General features: G+C 70.1%; 15 protein-coding genes and 2 pseudogenes. 3 read left to right on the top strand and 14 right to left on the bottom strand.

Features of this window, described 5'->3' with window-relative positions:
- From IEZ12_RS35725 to IEZ12_RS35710, 4 genes and pseudogenes are all read right to left on the bottom strand, one after another.
- Positions 1 to 336 (bottom strand): annotated as a pseudogene (locus IEZ12_RS35725) (hypothetical protein); the annotation flags it as partial.
- Between the two features lie 47 nt (positions 337 to 383).
- On the bottom strand, positions 384 to 2,759 hold the full coding sequence (locus IEZ12_RS35720; RefSeq protein ID WP_189278366.1) for a putative T7SS-secreted protein: 2,376 nt from the start codon (positions 2,757 to 2,759) through the stop codon (positions 384 to 386).
- A 61-nt stretch (positions 2,760 to 2,820) separates the two neighbouring features.
- On the bottom strand, positions 2,821 to 3,432 hold the full coding sequence (locus IEZ12_RS35715; protein ID WP_189278364.1) for a hypothetical protein: 612 nt from the start codon (positions 3,430 to 3,432) through the stop codon (positions 2,821 to 2,823).
- Entirely contained in the window at positions 3,432 to 3,824 is a 393-nt protein-coding gene (locus IEZ12_RS35710) for an SseB family protein (RefSeq protein ID WP_308431122.1), read from the bottom strand. Before IEZ12_RS35710 ends, IEZ12_RS35715 begins: the two co-directional genes overlap by 1 nt.
- Positions 3,825 to 3,933: 109 nt before the next feature.
- Here IEZ12_RS35710 and IEZ12_RS35705 point away from each other — a divergent pair.
- A pseudogene (locus tag IEZ12_RS35705) lies at positions 3,934 to 4,227 on the top strand (DUF6973 domain-containing protein); the annotation flags it as partial.
- 77 nt (positions 4,228 to 4,304) lie between these two features.
- A complete protein-coding gene (locus tag IEZ12_RS35700; RefSeq protein ID WP_189278360.1) occupies positions 4,305 to 4,742 on the top strand; it encodes a hypothetical protein in 438 nt (145 codons plus the stop codon).
- Positions 4,743 to 4,791: 49 nt separating this feature from the next.
- Here IEZ12_RS35700 and IEZ12_RS35695 read toward each other — a convergent pair whose 3' ends face one another.
- The 5 genes from IEZ12_RS35695 to IEZ12_RS35675 all read right to left on the bottom strand — a co-directional run bounded on the left by IEZ12_RS35695 (position 4,792) and on the right by IEZ12_RS35675 (position 9,131).
- The gene (locus tag IEZ12_RS35695; RefSeq protein WP_373295566.1) at positions 4,792 to 5,190 is read right to left on the bottom strand and encodes an FAD-dependent oxidoreductase; all 399 of its coding nucleotides are present in this window, start codon (positions 5,188 to 5,190) and stop codon (positions 4,792 to 4,794) included.
- Between the two features lie 150 nt (positions 5,191 to 5,340).
- On the bottom strand, positions 5,341 to 5,808 hold the full coding sequence (locus tag IEZ12_RS35690) for a hypothetical protein (RefSeq protein ID WP_189278357.1): 468 nt from the start codon (positions 5,806 to 5,808) through the stop codon (positions 5,341 to 5,343).
- Positions 5,809 to 6,079: 271 nt separating this feature from the next.
- Entirely contained in the window at positions 6,080 to 6,520 is a 441-nt protein-coding gene (locus IEZ12_RS35685) for a GvpU-like protein (protein ID WP_189278355.1), read from the bottom strand.
- Between the two features lie 254 nt (positions 6,521 to 6,774).
- Positions 6,775 to 7,980: a ParB/RepB/Spo0J family partition protein gene (locus tag IEZ12_RS35680; protein WP_189278353.1), complete on the bottom strand. Its 1,206-nt coding sequence runs from the start codon at positions 7,978 to 7,980 to the stop codon at positions 6,775 to 6,777.
- Complete coding sequence (locus IEZ12_RS35675; RefSeq protein ID WP_189278352.1) at positions 7,977 to 9,131, bottom strand: ParA family protein; 1,155 nt, start codon at positions 9,129 to 9,131, stop codon at positions 7,977 to 7,979. Before IEZ12_RS35675 ends, IEZ12_RS35680 begins: the two co-directional genes overlap by 4 nt.
- Positions 9,132 to 9,402: 271 nt before the next feature.
- Between IEZ12_RS35675 and IEZ12_RS35670 the strand changes: the two genes are divergently transcribed.
- On the top strand, positions 9,403 to 10,023 hold the full coding sequence (locus IEZ12_RS35670; protein WP_189278350.1) for a hypothetical protein: 621 nt from the start codon (positions 9,403 to 9,405) through the stop codon (positions 10,021 to 10,023).
- An 86-nt stretch (positions 10,024 to 10,109) separates the two neighbouring features.
- Here IEZ12_RS35670 and IEZ12_RS35665 read toward each other — a convergent pair whose 3' ends face one another.
- The 5 genes from IEZ12_RS35665 to IEZ12_RS35645 all read right to left on the bottom strand — a co-directional run bounded on the left by IEZ12_RS35665 (position 10,110) and on the right by IEZ12_RS35645 (position 15,025).
- Positions 10,110 to 10,427: a hypothetical protein gene (locus IEZ12_RS35665; RefSeq protein ID WP_189278348.1), complete on the bottom strand. Its 318-nt coding sequence runs from the start codon at positions 10,425 to 10,427 to the stop codon at positions 10,110 to 10,112.
- Between the two features lie 59 nt (positions 10,428 to 10,486).
- Complete coding sequence (locus IEZ12_RS35660; protein ID WP_189278346.1) at positions 10,487 to 11,605, bottom strand: hypothetical protein; 1,119 nt, start codon at positions 11,603 to 11,605, stop codon at positions 10,487 to 10,489.
- A 180-nt stretch (positions 11,606 to 11,785) separates the two neighbouring features.
- Positions 11,786 to 12,772, bottom strand: coding sequence for a hypothetical protein (locus IEZ12_RS35655; RefSeq protein WP_189278344.1), 987 nt, complete (start codon positions 12,770 to 12,772; stop codon positions 11,786 to 11,788).
- A 248-nt stretch (positions 12,773 to 13,020) separates the two neighbouring features.
- A complete protein-coding gene (locus IEZ12_RS35650; protein WP_189278342.1) occupies positions 13,021 to 13,758 on the bottom strand; it encodes a type 1 glutamine amidotransferase in 738 nt (245 codons plus the stop codon).
- Positions 13,759 to 13,774: 16 nt separating this feature from the next.
- Positions 13,775 to 15,025, bottom strand: a complete 1,251-nt coding sequence (locus IEZ12_RS35645) for a hypothetical protein (RefSeq protein WP_189278340.1) — start codon at positions 15,023 to 15,025, stop codon at positions 13,775 to 13,777.
- Between the last annotated feature and the right edge of the window lie 171 nt (positions 15,026 to 15,196).

Raw genomic sequence — 15,196 nt, 5'->3', positions numbered from 1 at the left:
GCCGAGGCGCTCGACCTCCGCGAGGGATTCGGCGGTGGCGGTGGCCGACAGGTCCGGCGCGCCGCGGTAGCCGTCCGCAGGCTGCTCGGCGAGCATCGCGAGGGCCTGGGACGGCGTCAACTCCCGTGCCCGTGCCTCCTTCAGCCGGTCGAACCAGTGGCCGTAGGCGTTGAGGTCCCCTCGGACCAGCAGCGGCACGAAGCTCGCCGCGCCCTCCGCGTCGGACCACCACAGGTAGCCGCGCAGCCTGTCGGCGGCGTCGAGCACCGGGCAGTACGCCACTGCTCCGGTGGCCGTGCCCGCGTAGCGCGGTGGGCCGTGGTCCACGATCCGCATAGGGGAACCCCCGTCCTTCGCTCCCCTCCCGGGGATTTCCGTCTCTGTCACGGCACGACCTCGCCGTAGACGTGGACCTTGCCCTTGGTGTCCACGACGACCTTGTCGGCACGCCACTTCAGGCCGCGCCCGAGCAGGAGTTCCTGCTCCGCACCTCCGAACGTGCCGATGTTCTCGACCCACAGCCCCTTGGTGCCGGCGGGAACCCGCAGGTGCAGGATCGCCTCCTTGCCCGCGAAGGCGGCCGGCGGCCGGTCGCCGGGCGAGGTCGACATGAAGCCGTCCTCGGTGACGGTCAGACCTTCGAGGTCCTTGGGGTCCTTCAAGTGGAGATGGCCCAGGTCCGTACCCCGGGCGACCATGACGTCCTCAGGCACCGGGCGCGCCGCGACCGCCTCGTCGAGGTGTCCGATCCTCGCCTCGATCTCCGGGGTCATCGGCCGACTGCCGCGCAGCGCGCCAAGGATGTCGTCGGTCTCGCCGTAGGTGTAGCCCTTCACCGCGAGGTCCTGGTCGGGCGTCATGTTCCGCACGTCGTCGTGCCACTGGCGGCCGAAGTCACGGATCTGGGTGTCGCTGATCTGGTTGCCGTCACGGAACGTCAGGGCCCCGTCGGAGACCGAGCGGTGGGCGTCCGCCATCTCCTGGGCGATCCGGCTCTCCTCCATGATCTCCTCGAAGGACTTCATGTGGAGTGCCGGCTCCCGCGGCTTCGCCGGGGCAGTGTCCTCCGGGCCCGCCGACTGGCCCGCGCCGTCGTCGTTGGACCCGCCGCCGTCATGGTCGGACCTGCCGCCGTCGTGGCCCGGCTCGTGCGCGTTGTCCGGGGCCGGTTCATGCGCGGTCTCCGGCGCGGGCTCGGATGCCGGAGGCGGCTCGTGCGCTGCCGGCGGGGCTTCGTGGGCCGCCTGCGGCGCCGGCTCGGGCGGGGCCGGTTCGTGCCGCACCTGCGTACCGAACGGATCTCCCCCGCCGGCAGGCTCGCGCGGCGCCGTCACCGGCTCCTGGATCGCCGACGGCTCGTGGCGCACCTGCGTGCCGAACGGGTCGCCGCCGCCCACGGGCTCGCGCGGAGCCGTCACCGGCTCGCGCGGTGCGACCGCGGTCGGCTCGTGCGGGACGGCCGCCGCCGGCTCCTCCGGGTAGAACGGCTTGCGGACCTCCCACGGAATCGGAGCCGTCGGGATCTCGTACGGGACCGGCTTCGGCGTCCACTCGCCGGCACCGCCGGCGGCGCGGCGTGCGGCGTTCGCGGCGCCGTTCTCCGCCGCGTGCACCGCCTCGTTCTTCGCCGCGCCCTCCACCGCGTCGATGCCGACCCGCTCGGCGAGCAGCGCACCGCCCTCCGCACCGCCGGTCGCGACCCCCGACAGGACGTTGAACAGCAGCTTGCCGCCCGCCTCGCTGGGATCGCTGCCCCAGCCGGAGCCGACCAGCGCCTCGACCAGCTGCATCGGGTGCATGGTGGTGTGGGCCAGACCGATGCCGACCTGGCTGACATGGTCCGCGTACTGCGCGGGATGCGTCAGGTTGTACGGGTCCATCGGGTTCACGCCGCGGGCGAACTTCAGCAGGTCGGCGCCGCCCTTGATGAAGCCGACCGTGAGGTGCTCCGCCGACACGGCCATGATCTGCGGCGCGTCCACGATGTCGTTGGCCAGCGAATCAAGGAACCCGGCCCGCTTCGGGGCCGCCGAGGTCGCCGCCCGGATCGCGGACTCCGCGGCCCGGGCCGCCTCGTCCCGGCCGCGCCGCGCGGCGATCAGCAGCTGCGCCGCCTCCGCCCGCCCGCTCGCCCCCGGATCGGAGTACTCCCCCGGCCGGGCCGGCGCCGCCGGGCTCTGCCCCCGCCCCACCGCGTCGTTGTACGCCCGCACGTCCCGGTTGTACGCGTCGACCTGCCCCTTGTACTGCGTCCACGCATCCTTGCTGGCCTGCTGGGACTCCCGGAACAGGTCGATCGCCCGCTGCGCCTGGCCCTGCGCCCATTCCACGGTCGTCGACAGGCCGTTCAGCGCCGTCGCCGCGTCCGCGCACGCCTTGCCGGTGACCAGCCACTGCGTCGGGTGGTCACCGAACCTCCGGCGGAACGCGTCGGCGGCCTTGCCCTGCCAGTGCTCGGAGTCCATCCGGCCCAGGCCCTCGCCGGTGGTCTCGAACGCCGCCGCGAAGTTCCGCAGGTGCGCGACCGTCTCGCCGAGCTTCTTGACGTCGCCGTGCACCAGCTCCTTCGGGTCCTCGGACTCGCCGAGGTTGCGCTCGCCGACCGCGGCGCCGAGATCGTCCGCGATCCCGTCGCCCCACTTCTCGACCGCATGGCCCAGGTCGTCCAGGCCGACCGCCTCCAGCGTGCCGCCCACCGCGTGCGCGCCGTAGTCGACGGCCTTCCCGACGAACGACGACACCCCGTCGATCAGACCCACCGGACACCCCCTGACACCGCACCCGCCCGAACCCGCCGGACGCCCCCCAGCACCGACACCCTCACTTCCCCCCGGTCATCTGCTCGTACTGGCGGTTGAGTTCGGCCTGCTTCGCCTCCGCCGCCCTGGCCGCGTCCTCGTCCGCGCCGAACGCGCGGGCCGGGGCGCTGTTGCGGTCGAAGTCGGCCTTCAGGCCCTCCCAGGACGCCCGCTGATGAAGCCCTGCCGCCTGCAGCGACTGCGCGGAGAAGTCCGCGTTCTCGAACTGGGTGACGCTGTTGTCCGACAGCGTCTGCTTCCAGGACTGCGCCGAGACCTGCTCCTCCGTCAGGTTCGGGTTGCCCATCGCCGAATTCACCACGAGCTTCATCGAGTCGGACAGGTACTGCTCCTGCTGGTGGTACAGGCCCGCCGACAGGTCCAGGCGGCGGGCGATCTCGTTGCCCTCCTGCACCAGGGACCGCACCATCAGCGCCCACCGCTCGCAGAAGTCCTCGAACGCGCTCCGGCAGCCCTGGTCGCCGATCTCCATCCCGGTCAGCTCCAGCAGCGAGAAGCCGCGCCCGAGCCCCGCGCCCTCCGCGAACCCGACCTCCTCCAGCTCCTTGATCGCGCCGTTGATGCCCTTCGCCGTCATCTCCAGCGCCTGCGCATCGACCTGCAGATCGGCCATCAGACCCGCCCCCCGTCCACCGCACACCCGTCCGGCACGATGCCCCGCACCGGCGGGAGCAGCATCGGCTCCGCCCCGGCGGCGTCCAGTGCCACCCCGCACGGCACACCCGCGGCCGGCACGGCCACGTCCAGCAGCCGCGAGCCCAGCACCGTCAGATACGGGATCTCCGCCCCCGTGAATCCCCGCGCCCCGGCGAACGCCGCCAACTCGCCCTCGTCCGTGAACGCGCAGATCCACCGGATCCCGCCCTCGTCCCCCGCCCACAGCGCGCCGTCGGCGTCCTGCGGCACGAACACCGCGCTCGACCGGAACTCCGCCACCATCGCCCGCGGATCGCCCGCCCCCGCCCGCACCATTCGAACCTGGTGCCGCAGACCGGCATTCGCCACCGTTACCCCCCGTACGCCCCCCAACACAACACGGCACACCCTAACGCGGAAACAACGCTCGTAGGTCTGCGATCCATTCACCCGGCCCGACGGCCTTTCGTTCCGCCATGCCCTGTGGCAAGCGCCCACGACCTACGAGTTGGGCGAGCGACTCGCAGTCGAGTGGGCCGACGCTCATGAGGCCTACGGGCAGAAACCCGACCTGAACAACTACTTCTACCGCGACCACCTGACCGACCTGGTCAACAACGAGTTCGGGCGGTCGATCGGCAAGCAGGCCATTCAGATGCGGGACGGCGCGAGCGAGGAGAAAGTCCAGGCCTTCATCCTGCAGCAGGTCAGGGACTACATCGCGAGCGGGAACTACGCGAGGCGGGACGACTTCCTGCCGGACCATCAGTAGACGGTAACCTGAGGCACCGTGGCGCGGCGGCCGGTCGAAGGCCGCCGCGCCACGACAGGAAGGGAGGGGGCTCCGACATGGCGGTGCGCATCGTCATGGGTTCCAAGCTGTGGATCCCGTACCTCGCCGCGCTCGCGGTGGCCACGGCCGTGGTGGTCTGGACGCAGTCCGCCGGTGATGCCGGGCCCAAGGCGTCGCCGCAGTTGGTCGGACGCTGGTCCGTGGGGGAGGAGAGGATAGAGCTCCGCGCCGACGGGAGCCTGGGAGACGTCCGGATCCTGCCCTCGCTGTGCGGCGGAGAGCCTTCGCCATCAGCGAGTCCGCGGAGCCTCGGCGGGAGTTGGAAGGACGAGGGCGTGGGCGACTACGAACGGATCGTCCTCATCACCTTCGACGACTTCCACGGGCCCGGGAGATCCTGCCAAGTGCCGTTCAGCCACATGACCGACGAGAGCGGGAAGAAACTGGTGCCGCACGTCGGCGATGCACGCCAGCGAGGTTTCCGACGCCAGTAGCCACCGTCGGCCGGCCCCGCCCGGGGCGGCCGACGGCCGTTCTCGTGGGCTACGCGGCCACCTCCGCCACGTCGGGCTCGACGCGCACCCCCAGGTCCTTCAGGACCGCCGTCGCGGCCCGCCGGCCCGAGAGCAGCGCGCCCTCGATCGTCCCGGTGTCGCGGTAGTCGCCGCAGACGTACAGGCCGGCCAGGAGGCGGACGGAGCGGCGGAAGTGGTGCGGCGGGGGCATCGTGACGACCGCGTCGGGGACGTGGCGGACCGTCAGGAACTCCCAGGCGGCGGTGGAGGTGCCGTACAGCTCGGACAGGCGGCGGCGGACCACGGGTTCGTCGCCGGCCGGGCCGCCGGCGACGAAGGCGCGGCGGCCGAGCACGGTGGTGGCGATCAGGGCGCGGCCGTCGGCGGCGTAGGACGGGTCGACGGCGACTACATCGACATCGCCCACTACATGGCCAACCAGAACCCCGACAGCCCGTCAACCGTCCAATGGAACACCGGCGAGCAGACCGTCCGCACCCGCTGGCGTGCACTCGTGACCGTCCGGCAAAGCCGCCTCGCCGAGCAGTAGCGGCTCGCATCCGGCGAATGACGCCCGTTACGGCGCGGGCGTGGCGAGGGTGTCGTCGATCAGCACCTCCGGCGCGGGGTCGGAGGCGGACCGCGCCGGCTTGATGCCATCCAGCGCCGTCCCGACGGCCTCGTAGACCCTCGCCGACGACTCCCTATTGTCCCCGGGCTCGAGCCAGCCGGGGTGGGCGTTCTTGTCGAGCTCCTTCATGTAGGTGATGACCTGCGTCCCGGTCAGGTTGACGCGGACCAGGCCGCGAGCGCCGCGGTCCCCGTCCAGCTCGTCGATGCCCACCTTGTCGAGGGTGTTGTACGGCTTCGTTTCGCTCCACAGGCTCTTCGGCATCAACAGCGAGACGTTGGCGATCCCCGCTGCCTTGGTGAGTCGCGCATCCTGCGAGGCCGGTGTATGAGTCTGCAGCCCGCACGCGGTGAGGAGGAGGGAGCAGACGGCAAGCGCGCCCAGGCGCGACGGGACCCGAGTAGTGGTGATCACGCGGACATGGTCGCGGTCGCGGCAGCGGAATCCGCGCATTCCACATCAAGATCACCGGAAAGAGGATCGTCTGGTCCCTCGCGTTGACGGATCGTTCCTCAACCGGAGGACGTGATCGGTCGGCGCGGTGTTCACCAACGGCGGGGCGCGCCCGATGGCGCGAGGCTCAAGGCATCGTGCTGTTCGCGCTGCAGGCTGACTCCATGCCGCCAGCCTGGCACTACCGGCCGGCAGCGCGCAGGCGATCAGCGCCACCTCCAGGCGGCGTCCGTCAGCTCCAGTCCTTGTCAGGTGCTCCGACCATCCAGCCGCTCACGGCTGTGAGCGAGCCGCGCCACAGCGGCAAGGTGTGAACGGTGCGGCCGGCCCGGTGGGTGACGTCGCGCAGGTGCAGGAAGCGTCGGTCGATGGCCTGTCGGCGGCGGCCTTCGTCAGCGGCCTGGTCGAGGTGGCCGACCGCGTCCCGGACGACACGGCGGAGGGTGTCGTCGTGGTCGCCGAGCCGGCGCAGGTGCAGGCGTTCCCATGTGTCGGTGGAGATCACCGTGCCGGTGATCAGCGCGCCGTCCAGCACCAGGGTGACGGTGACGTCGCGGGCGTCGATGTCCTGGTGCTCGGCGCCCAGGCGCAGGATCTCCAGATGCGGATCGACGTGATCGTCCCTTTGGAGCAGCATCCGCCGGGCCGGCGGTACCGCGTCTCGCCACGACATTCTGCTGTTCCCCTGCCCGTCGGTCTGTGCACTCGGTTCTTCACGCTATGGGGTGGGGCGCTCCATGTACGACGTTCTGCCACATTCGGTTGTCTGGCTGGTGCTGGGCTGTCCGTGCATGCTGGTTCGAGGCGTCGGTGTTGTCCGCGGACAACACAGTCTGGTTGATGGCCGGCCATGGGCGGAAACGAGGCAGGGCGCCCTCGCCGGTGGGTGAGGGCGCCCTGTGTTGTCCGCGGACAACATGGTGGGGGTCAGACCTGCGCGTAGAGGGCTTCGAGGAGGGCGGTGTAGCTCTCGTCGTCCAGAACCGCTCGGAGGGTGGCGGCCTGTTCTTCGGGGGTGGATCCCAGTGCGAGGACGAGATCGGTGGCCGACATGACAGTCCGCCCGGTCGAAGGGGTTTCCTGGACCGTGCCGGTGTTGTCCGCGGACAACACCGGGTTGGCGCTGGCTTGCCGCTCGTCCGGCTCGGCAGCGCTGGCCGTCCTGTTGATGATGCGCTGCTCGGGGATGTTGTCCGCGGACAACATCCCCGGCTTGGCCTCAGCGGGGGGCTGTTTCGAGGCAGGGGTGGCCGGTTCGATGTTCGAGTGGTTCCGGGTCGGCTCGGTCGGCTGGTCGGCGGGCTGTCGTTCCGCCGGGCCGGCAGGGTCTGCCGGTGTGTTGTCCGCGGACAACACACCGGCTTTGGCTGTCTCCAGGAGGTTCCTGTCCTCTTGGCGCCGGTTCCGCTCGTCCGCCTTGATGTCCTCGGCCAGGGCGAGGAGCGCTGCGGTGTCGAGCGTGGGGTCGTCCTTGAGTGCGCGGGCGAGCCGGCGGGCGTAGCGCTCGGCCATGGTGCCCGCGATGAGCATGTCCTGGATGTCGGCGGGGAGGGTGAGGAGGGCGATCTGGTTGCCGACCCAGGAGCGGTCCTTCCCGCGGCGGCGGGCTACTTCGGCGGCGTTGCCGCCGCAGGCGTGGAGGAGGTCCTTGAGGCCGCGGGCGCGTTCGATGATGTTGAAGTCCTGGCGCTCGTCGTTTTCGAGCATCAGGTAGTCGATGAAGTCGGCCTGGGTGGCTGCGAGGTCGTCGCGGACGACGAAGTCGAGGTGTTCGAGGGCGACTCGGTTGGCCGAGCGGTAGCGGCGTTCGCCGTTGAGGATGATCCACTCGGCGGTGCCGATGTCGGTTTTGTGTTCGGGCCACAGGGCGAGGTAGGCGTCGCGGGTGACGGCGACGCAGGCGGTGGTCTGCTTGCGGGCGAGGCTGTGGCCGAGGGCTTCCTGTTCCTCGTCAGTGCCGAAGTGGCGGCGGGGGTTGACGAGGCTGGGGCGGACCTTGGAGAGGGGGAGGCGCTGGAGTTCGTAGTCGGGGATGGATCCCTCGGCGACGGCCTTGGCTCGTCCTCGTTCGCTGCGGGGCCGGACGGATCCGAAGCTGCTGCCGCCGCCGAGGCGGTCTGCTGCGCGGGTCATGCGGTGATCCTCCGGCCAATTTCGCGCATGACGTCGGCCTGTTCGCTGTCGGGCGCGTGGGAGAGCAGGGGCTTCTTGACGCGGACTGCCTCGCGCTGGTCCTTGAGGTCGTGGACGATGGCAATGACCGCGGGTTCCTCTATGTCTTGCCACTCCTTGAGGGCGGAGGTGGCGACGTAGCCCTTGCGGGAGTCGTACAGGTTGACGACGAAGCCGAAGTCGTGGATGTCGATGTCGAGGTCGTCGCAGAGGGATTCGATCTGCTCGCGAAGCATGATGTAGGCGTCGGCGGAGGAGTCCTCGGCCTGGACGGGGATGATGAGGCCGGAGCGTCCCCGGGGTTCGCCGTCGCGGGTGCGGGCGTAGTAGAGGGCGTTGTCCATGGCGTAGCCGAGGCTGGGCGGGCAGTCGATGACGAGGACGTCGAATTCGCGCTCGACGATGGCGAGGGCCTTCTCGAGGGCGGTCTCCTTGACGCGGACGTCTCGGGACGTGACGAGCTTGGCGTCCAGGAGGAACGCGTCGGTGCAGGCGGGAAGGACGAACAGCCGTCCTTCGAAGGCCTCGCCGGGGACCTGGACGAGGAGTTCACGCAGGTCGCTGGAGCGTTCGCCGGTCATGTTCTTGGCGAGGCTGTCGCCCTTGATGGGCAGGGGGTTGATGCCGAGTTGGAGCGTGAGGTGGCTCTGCGGGTCGAAGTCGACGATCAAGACGCGGTGGCCGGCTTCGGCGAGGGCCTGGGCGATGCCGTTGGAAAGTGCGGTCTTGCCGACGCCGCCCTTCTGGTTGGCCACGACAATGCGCTGCGGGCCGGTGGGGAGCCGGACCGGCTGGGGGCGGGGGTTGGCGTCGAGCCAGAGGCGGATCGCCTGGGCGAGTCCCTGGTTGTAGGGGACCTGGCGCTGGAGGCAGGCGACACGGAAGTTCTTGTAGAGGTCGGAGGGGACGTAGGTGGAGAACGAGCTGCTGGCGGAGGTGTCGATCGATTGGAACGGCTCGGTGCTGTCGAGCCACGCGCGGATGCCGATGGTGACCGCGTCCTGAATGTCGACCCCGACGGTCGCAGCGCGGATCTTCAGCTCGCGGCGCAGCGCGGCAGGCAGTTTGGTAACTACCTTGTCCCGGCCATCCGACGAAGTCTCGGTACTCATGCGGGGAGTTTACTAACCGCCAGCTGGAAGTCACGCGCGACACCGCCTACAGTTCGGGCGGTTCCTGACGAAATGCCAGGTTTGTAGGCACAAACTGCCCCGCAGGTATGACGAATCACGCTCGTGGCACTTCCTCCGTGGGCTCGCGCCAGATGCTCCGTCAGTGGCACGCCGTGGACCGCACGTTCAGGTGGAGCAACGCGGTGGGCCCTCTCCGCAATGACCTTGACGGCCAGAATCCGCTGGCAGAACAAGCAGCAAAGGAGGCAGCGTGCCCGATGAGACCGACGATCCTCTGACGCTGGCCCTGCACCGAGGTGTCGGGTACCGGGAAGTTCGCCAGGACGGACGCCTGATCGTCGGCTTCACGCCCGAGGCCTACGCCGCGCTGCTGCAGATCTTCGACGCACGGCAGCGACACAGGCCGGTACCGGAGACCGCCCTCGAGCATCTGAGGGCCTACCAGCCCGTCGTGTGCGGTGTCCGGTTGGCCCCAAGCAGTGAAACCAGGTGCGTCGAGGACGCCGCGTTGAGGCGGCGATGCGCGCTGCATGCAGCAGTCGACCAAGTTCATCCCGTCGCCGAAGCCGTGGTGTCCTCGCTCTCTGCGCGAGCCCGACGGCTCTGGGACCTCTTGATCGCCACACCGCACCTCCGGACACTGCGCCCGCTCCGGTTCCCGCCTGTGATCGGGCCGTCCCTGTCCACGATCAACCGGAGCATCCTCGAACTCGACAACGCTGACCTCGTCTGGCGTACATCGCGCCGTGGCCTGCTCATGCTGCATCCGGCGGTGGTGTTCTTCGGCGATGCCCAGCGCCAGCAGGACGCAGTTGCCGGCCTGGCCGCTCGGCGCCGCCACGCGTACCGGCATCTCGAGGTGGCAGCCTGAGGGCAGCCAGCCCGCTGCAGGACTGCTTGGTGTGTTGTCCGCGGACAACACACCAAGCAGTCGGATCCGAAAAAACGGACCTGGCCTCAAGCGACCCGGCCGAGGACGGACGCCAACACGGCCCGCAGCTGTCCGTCCTCGCGGATCATCGCGTGGTCGGAGCCGGAGACCATCAGACGACGGACCCCGGCGGCGAGCACGGCCCGCCAGCCGTGCTGTCCCGGTGTCAGTGCGGCGGCGCTGAGCGCCCGCAGGGCATCGCAGGCGTCCTTGAGATCGCCACGTGTCTCGGCCGAGTGCAGCGCTGCCTCAGCGTGCCAGGTGTGGTCGAGGCCGGCCGGATCGGCGACGCCGAGCAGCCCGAGGACGGCCGAGCGTGCCTGGGCCGGGTCGCTATCGAGCACCGGGACGACCTCGGCTGCCTCCCCGACGACCCGCCACAGGGGCAAGTGCCGGGGCGGGGTCAGCCGTGGTACTCGAAGCCCTCGATGCAGAAGCAGGCCGCGCTGACCGAGGTGTCCCCTGCCCGCTCCGCCCGTGCCCACACCTGGGAGTCGCCCGGGCCGAAGTCCCCGCTGCAACCCATGCGCAGGTCCAGGCCGCGGTCCTGGATGCAGCGGATGACGTCCGCCTCGACGGCGGAGGGCTTGCGGCCGATCAGTTCGATTCCGTAAAGGGACACCAGGGGGCCGCTGCGCCCGTGGACGCTCACCCGGACCAGCACGGAGCCCCTGCGCGCCTGCGACGCGTAGGAGTAGTGCGCGGTCACTCCGGCCCGGGCGTAGTACTCCCTGTCCACGTGCCACTCCTCGGGAGTCCCCTCGTCCTCCCAAGGACTGCCCACCGCGAAGGGGTGGTGGCCCCGGCTCTCGGCCGGCGCCTCGCCGTCCAGGGCGGCCGACACCTGCTGCGGACTCATCCCGAAGCGCAGCGGACCGACCCCCTCCAGCGGGGTGCACTGCCAGCGCGGCCGGTCCTCGGCGTCCGCCACCAGCCACGGCCCCGCATCGGCAGGCTTCCCGCGCAGCCCGAGCCGGTCGGCGACCGGCTCGGTGTTCCACAGGTCTTCGGCCCATGCGGGGCCGGTGGCCAGAAGGCCAGTGATCACCGCGTCCCGGCGCTGCAGGTGCCCCTCGGGGGCCAGACCCCATTCCTGCGCGACGTCCAGGGAGACGCCCCAAGCCGGCACCTCCGCCTCGCCGTGCCGGTTCACCCGCGCCTCGACCCGCCCCTCCAGGGCGAGGCGGCACAGGTCCGCGCTCGCCGCCGAGGGCGCCCTGGCGACCAGCTCAACCTCCCCCAGCCGCACCAGCGGGCCGCCCACGGCACTGATCACCACCGCGGCCAACCGCGGGCCCGGACCGTAGAACGCGGTCAGCCCGGGCTCGTCGTAGCGCTCGCTGACCATCCGGCGGGCCTCAGTATCACCCCAGCCGCCCTGGAACCTGGTGAAGTTGCCCTTCTCCCCCAGCGCGTCCTGGACCTGCTGCGGGTCCATCCCGAACCGCAGAGGCCCCACTCCCACCAGCGGGTCCAGCACCCACCGCTGCCGGTCCCCCTGTTTCCTGCCCCACCAGGCCACGACACCCTCCCGACCGGCTCTGCCGATGATCTTCCCGGTCACCCTAGGCGCGTGCGCCGACAGCACAACGCGAACCGACCAGCCACCCCGTCATCCCGCCATGGGGCCTGTCCAACGGCGGAGCAGCACTCGACCACCCGAAGGCCAGTCACCGAACCGGCAAGATCCGTAAGAGAGAACCTAGCCGGCCTTCGCGGCGCGGCGGCGGAGCCGCTTGTAGGCGGTGCCCCGGCCCGGGCTGGTGAGGGAACGCAGATAGGCCCAGGGGTACTCGCTGGCGTAGCCGTTGAGGGCCCGGAAGTGCGGGGCGGCCAGGGCGTGTTCCTCGGCGAGGCCGAAGGCCGCTGCGAAGTGGCCGTGGGCCTCGATCGATTGGTAACCGCCCCGGAAGTCGGGGTGGAGGACGGAGTGATTCGCCGCGTCGACGAGTTCGGTGATGACGTCGGGGCGACGCAGGTGGGCCGGATCCTTGCCGCTGCCGACGTTCAACCAGCGTTCGAGGTGGACTTCGGCGAGGACGACCGGGTTGAGGCTTCCGGGTTCCGCGATGTGGCGGCACTGCCGGGCGAACGCGAAGGCGTCCTCCCAGGTGCCGCCCCACTTGGGCAGCAGTTGCTGGAGCAGCTGGGACTGCGCGATGTAGTCGTGCGGATCGTGGACGGCCAGTTTGCGGTAGCGCAGCCGGGTCTGGTCGATGCCCCGCTGGAGCCCGCGAGAGGTGATCAGCCGCAGTCGCCAGGCGTCGGTGTTGTCGGACTCCTCGGCGGTGACCTCGGCGAGGAGCTTGTCGGCGATGGCCAGACGCCGGTGGAAGAGCGTGAAGTTCTCCGCGGAGACGTACTTCGCCCGGGCGGCGCCGCGGGCTTCCCAGGCCAGGTGGATGTAGTGGTTGCCCAACAGGACCCGCGGCAGGGCACTGCCGGGGTGTGCGGCCGCCGTCCGCTGGAGGAATCCACCGACGTCCGGGGTCTCGGCCGCGATCCTGATCGCGGTGGCCCGGTCGGCCGGGTCGGCCAGTGCGTCGAAGAAGGCCGTCACCTCCTCCCAGCGCATCTGCAGGACGGAGTCGCGCAGCGCGGCCAGGTCGGGGAAGGCCACGAGCGGGTCGAACTCCGGCGCGCGGGCGGGAGGTTCGGCCGGTATGGACGGTGGTGGGAGGATCGACATCCGGGGATCGTAGCGATCGTGTCCGACACTGGGCTGACGGCCGGCTCCCTCGTCCTCCGCGCGGATGATGACTTCCTGCGGAAGATGGAGCACCACCTCGGCCATGCCGTTGTGGCTTACGAGCGCGGCTGACCGTCAGCGCGCCCCAAAGCAGTTGGCCCTGGCGTTCGGTCTCCGCGGGTCGCCTTCTTTGCCCAGGCCGCGGATCGCGGTACGCGCGAGTTCGAGGCGACGTACCCCCGTCGGCGTCAACGGGTGATGCGGTCGATCACCAGGCGCTCGAAGAGGTCCTCGGGCAGTTCGTCCTGGTACTGCTCGACCGAGCGATGCGCAGCGGCCGCGTCGCCGTGCCAGCAGCTGATGACGTCCTCGTTGAAGTCGATCAGTCGGCGCATGTCGTCCGGGGTCAGCTCTGGGTGGAACTGGTATCCGAAGACCCGCTCGCCGTAGCTGAGCGCCTGGACGGAGGTGTGCTCGTTGCGGTATTCGATACGCACGCTGTCCACTTCCTCGATCTGCGGACTGATCGCCTGGTAGTGGAACGACGGCACGACGCCGATGTCCTGGCGGTCGCCGACCCGGTTCACCTCGGTCAGGCCGACCTCGATGCCCGAGGTGTCGATGATCGAGCCCGGACGCAATGCCTCGGCGATCAGCTGCGAGCCCAGGCACACGCCGACCACGGCAGGGCCGGTGTCGCCGTCGCGCCTGTTCGCGTCGGCGATGAGTTCCCCCATCAGCTTGATGGTCGCGCGCATCCACGCGGCGTCGGAGTGCACCGAGGTCTGGCCTCCGGTGAACACGTACGCCAGGGTCGGCTGTGACTGTCGCGCAGTCAGATCGGCTGCCTCGGTCACCAGGTTCAGGCGGCCGCAGCTCAGGCCGGCCCGGGTCAGCCGCTGCTCGATCCGGTCGGCGTAGTCGAGACCGTCGTAGATCAGCCCGTCCGCGACGCAGATCTGCACGTCCACCGGCACAATCCCCATCCCTCCCTCACCCCTCTTACTCGAAGAACTTCGACCACAGGTTGAGGGCCGAGTCGACGCACTGAACGAAGCTCAGGATAGCCACGATCGTCACAGCGAGGTTGACCCTCGTCACCCGGCGCATCTGGTCGTGCTCCAGTTTGCGTTCCACCGCGCGCCGCGCCATCTCGAGCAGGGTGTCGGTGCGCTCGCGTACCTTTTCGGTCTCCCACGCCTCCAGGACGCTGTCGCGCAGCTTGAGCACGTGGAAGTCGTAGCTGAACGTGGGCCGGACCAGCGCCTGGTAGTCGGCGCGCAGCCGTCGTTCCAGCCCGATGAGCAGTTCGGGGTCCTCGTCCAGTGCCATTTCGCGGATGATCCGTTCCGCGGCACTGGCAGAGCGTTCGAGCCGGGCGTAATGCACGTTCAACTGGCCGAGGAGGTGTTCGAGTTGGCCGAGTGTGTCGCTGGGGCCGTCTTGGGAGGCCAGCAGGAAGAAGGCGTAGCCGGGGTAGAAGAACTCCTGGGGCCACGTTGATTCGGACGGGATCGGCGCGGCGGAGCGGGGGTAGATCAGGGGCCGCAGCGCATCGGAGAGGGTCGCCCGACCGGGTGCCGGGTGGGTGGTGCCGCCGGCGTACGTGAGGTTGAAGTAGGGCAGGACTGTGGGACATGGCGGCCCTTGTCGGCACCGGTCGGACATCGCGGTCAGGGCTGGCAGCAGTTCGTCCCTGATGTGCGCGGTGAGGTCGTCGCGGCCCTTCGGCCCGAAGCCGTCGATGAGCTCTTCCCGCCGTCTTCCGGTCCACCCCTCGACGACGCGCATGTGCACGGCCACCGACCCGTATCCGTCCGGGAACAGGATGCCGGTGACGTGGAGTTCCGCTGGTAGTGCCGTCGTCCCCTGGACGATCGCTGTCAGCCGCGCGTCGAACTCCTCCGACCCGGCGAAGTGGGTGAGCAGGTCGACTGGCGGATTGCCGAAGGTGAGCGAGCCGCGCAGGAACTGGTCCAGGGACCGGTGCAGCAGCGTAAGGCGTCCCTCCGGGTCGAGCCCGCCGTCCGCCGGGACGGCGAAGCCCGGAGAGTCGGAGAGCGAGACCGGCCCAGGGAAGAAGGGTCCGGTCAGCAGGAGTAGGGCGTCGCCGCAGAAGTCGACGCCCGATTCCGCAGGCGGTGGCCCTCCAGCCTCGCGCGGATGCGGTATCGGCACTCCGCCTGGTAGTCCGGCCTTGTCCCCGACAGGTCCAGCGCCGTCCATGCGACCGCCCCCCAGCGAATCGGGCATCTCCAGCCTTACCGACTTCTGAGATCCCATGACAGGCGTCCGGGGCGCCGCCCTGTTCGCGGCTCCGCTTCCGATTCACCCTGGCAGGTTGTCCCCGTCGGCGAACACGCAAATCAGTTTGAGTGAGGAGTTGCGACTGCGCATCCGGCCCGACGCAAGAAAGGGTCGAGA

The sequence above is a fragment of the Kitasatospora griseola genome, from assembly GCF_014648555.1.
GTDB classification, from domain to species: Bacteria; Actinomycetota; Actinomycetes; order Streptomycetales; family Streptomycetaceae; genus Kitasatospora; species Kitasatospora griseola.
Note: the sequence above shows the minus strand (reverse complement) of the source record. Positions and strands in the feature narration are given on the sequence as shown.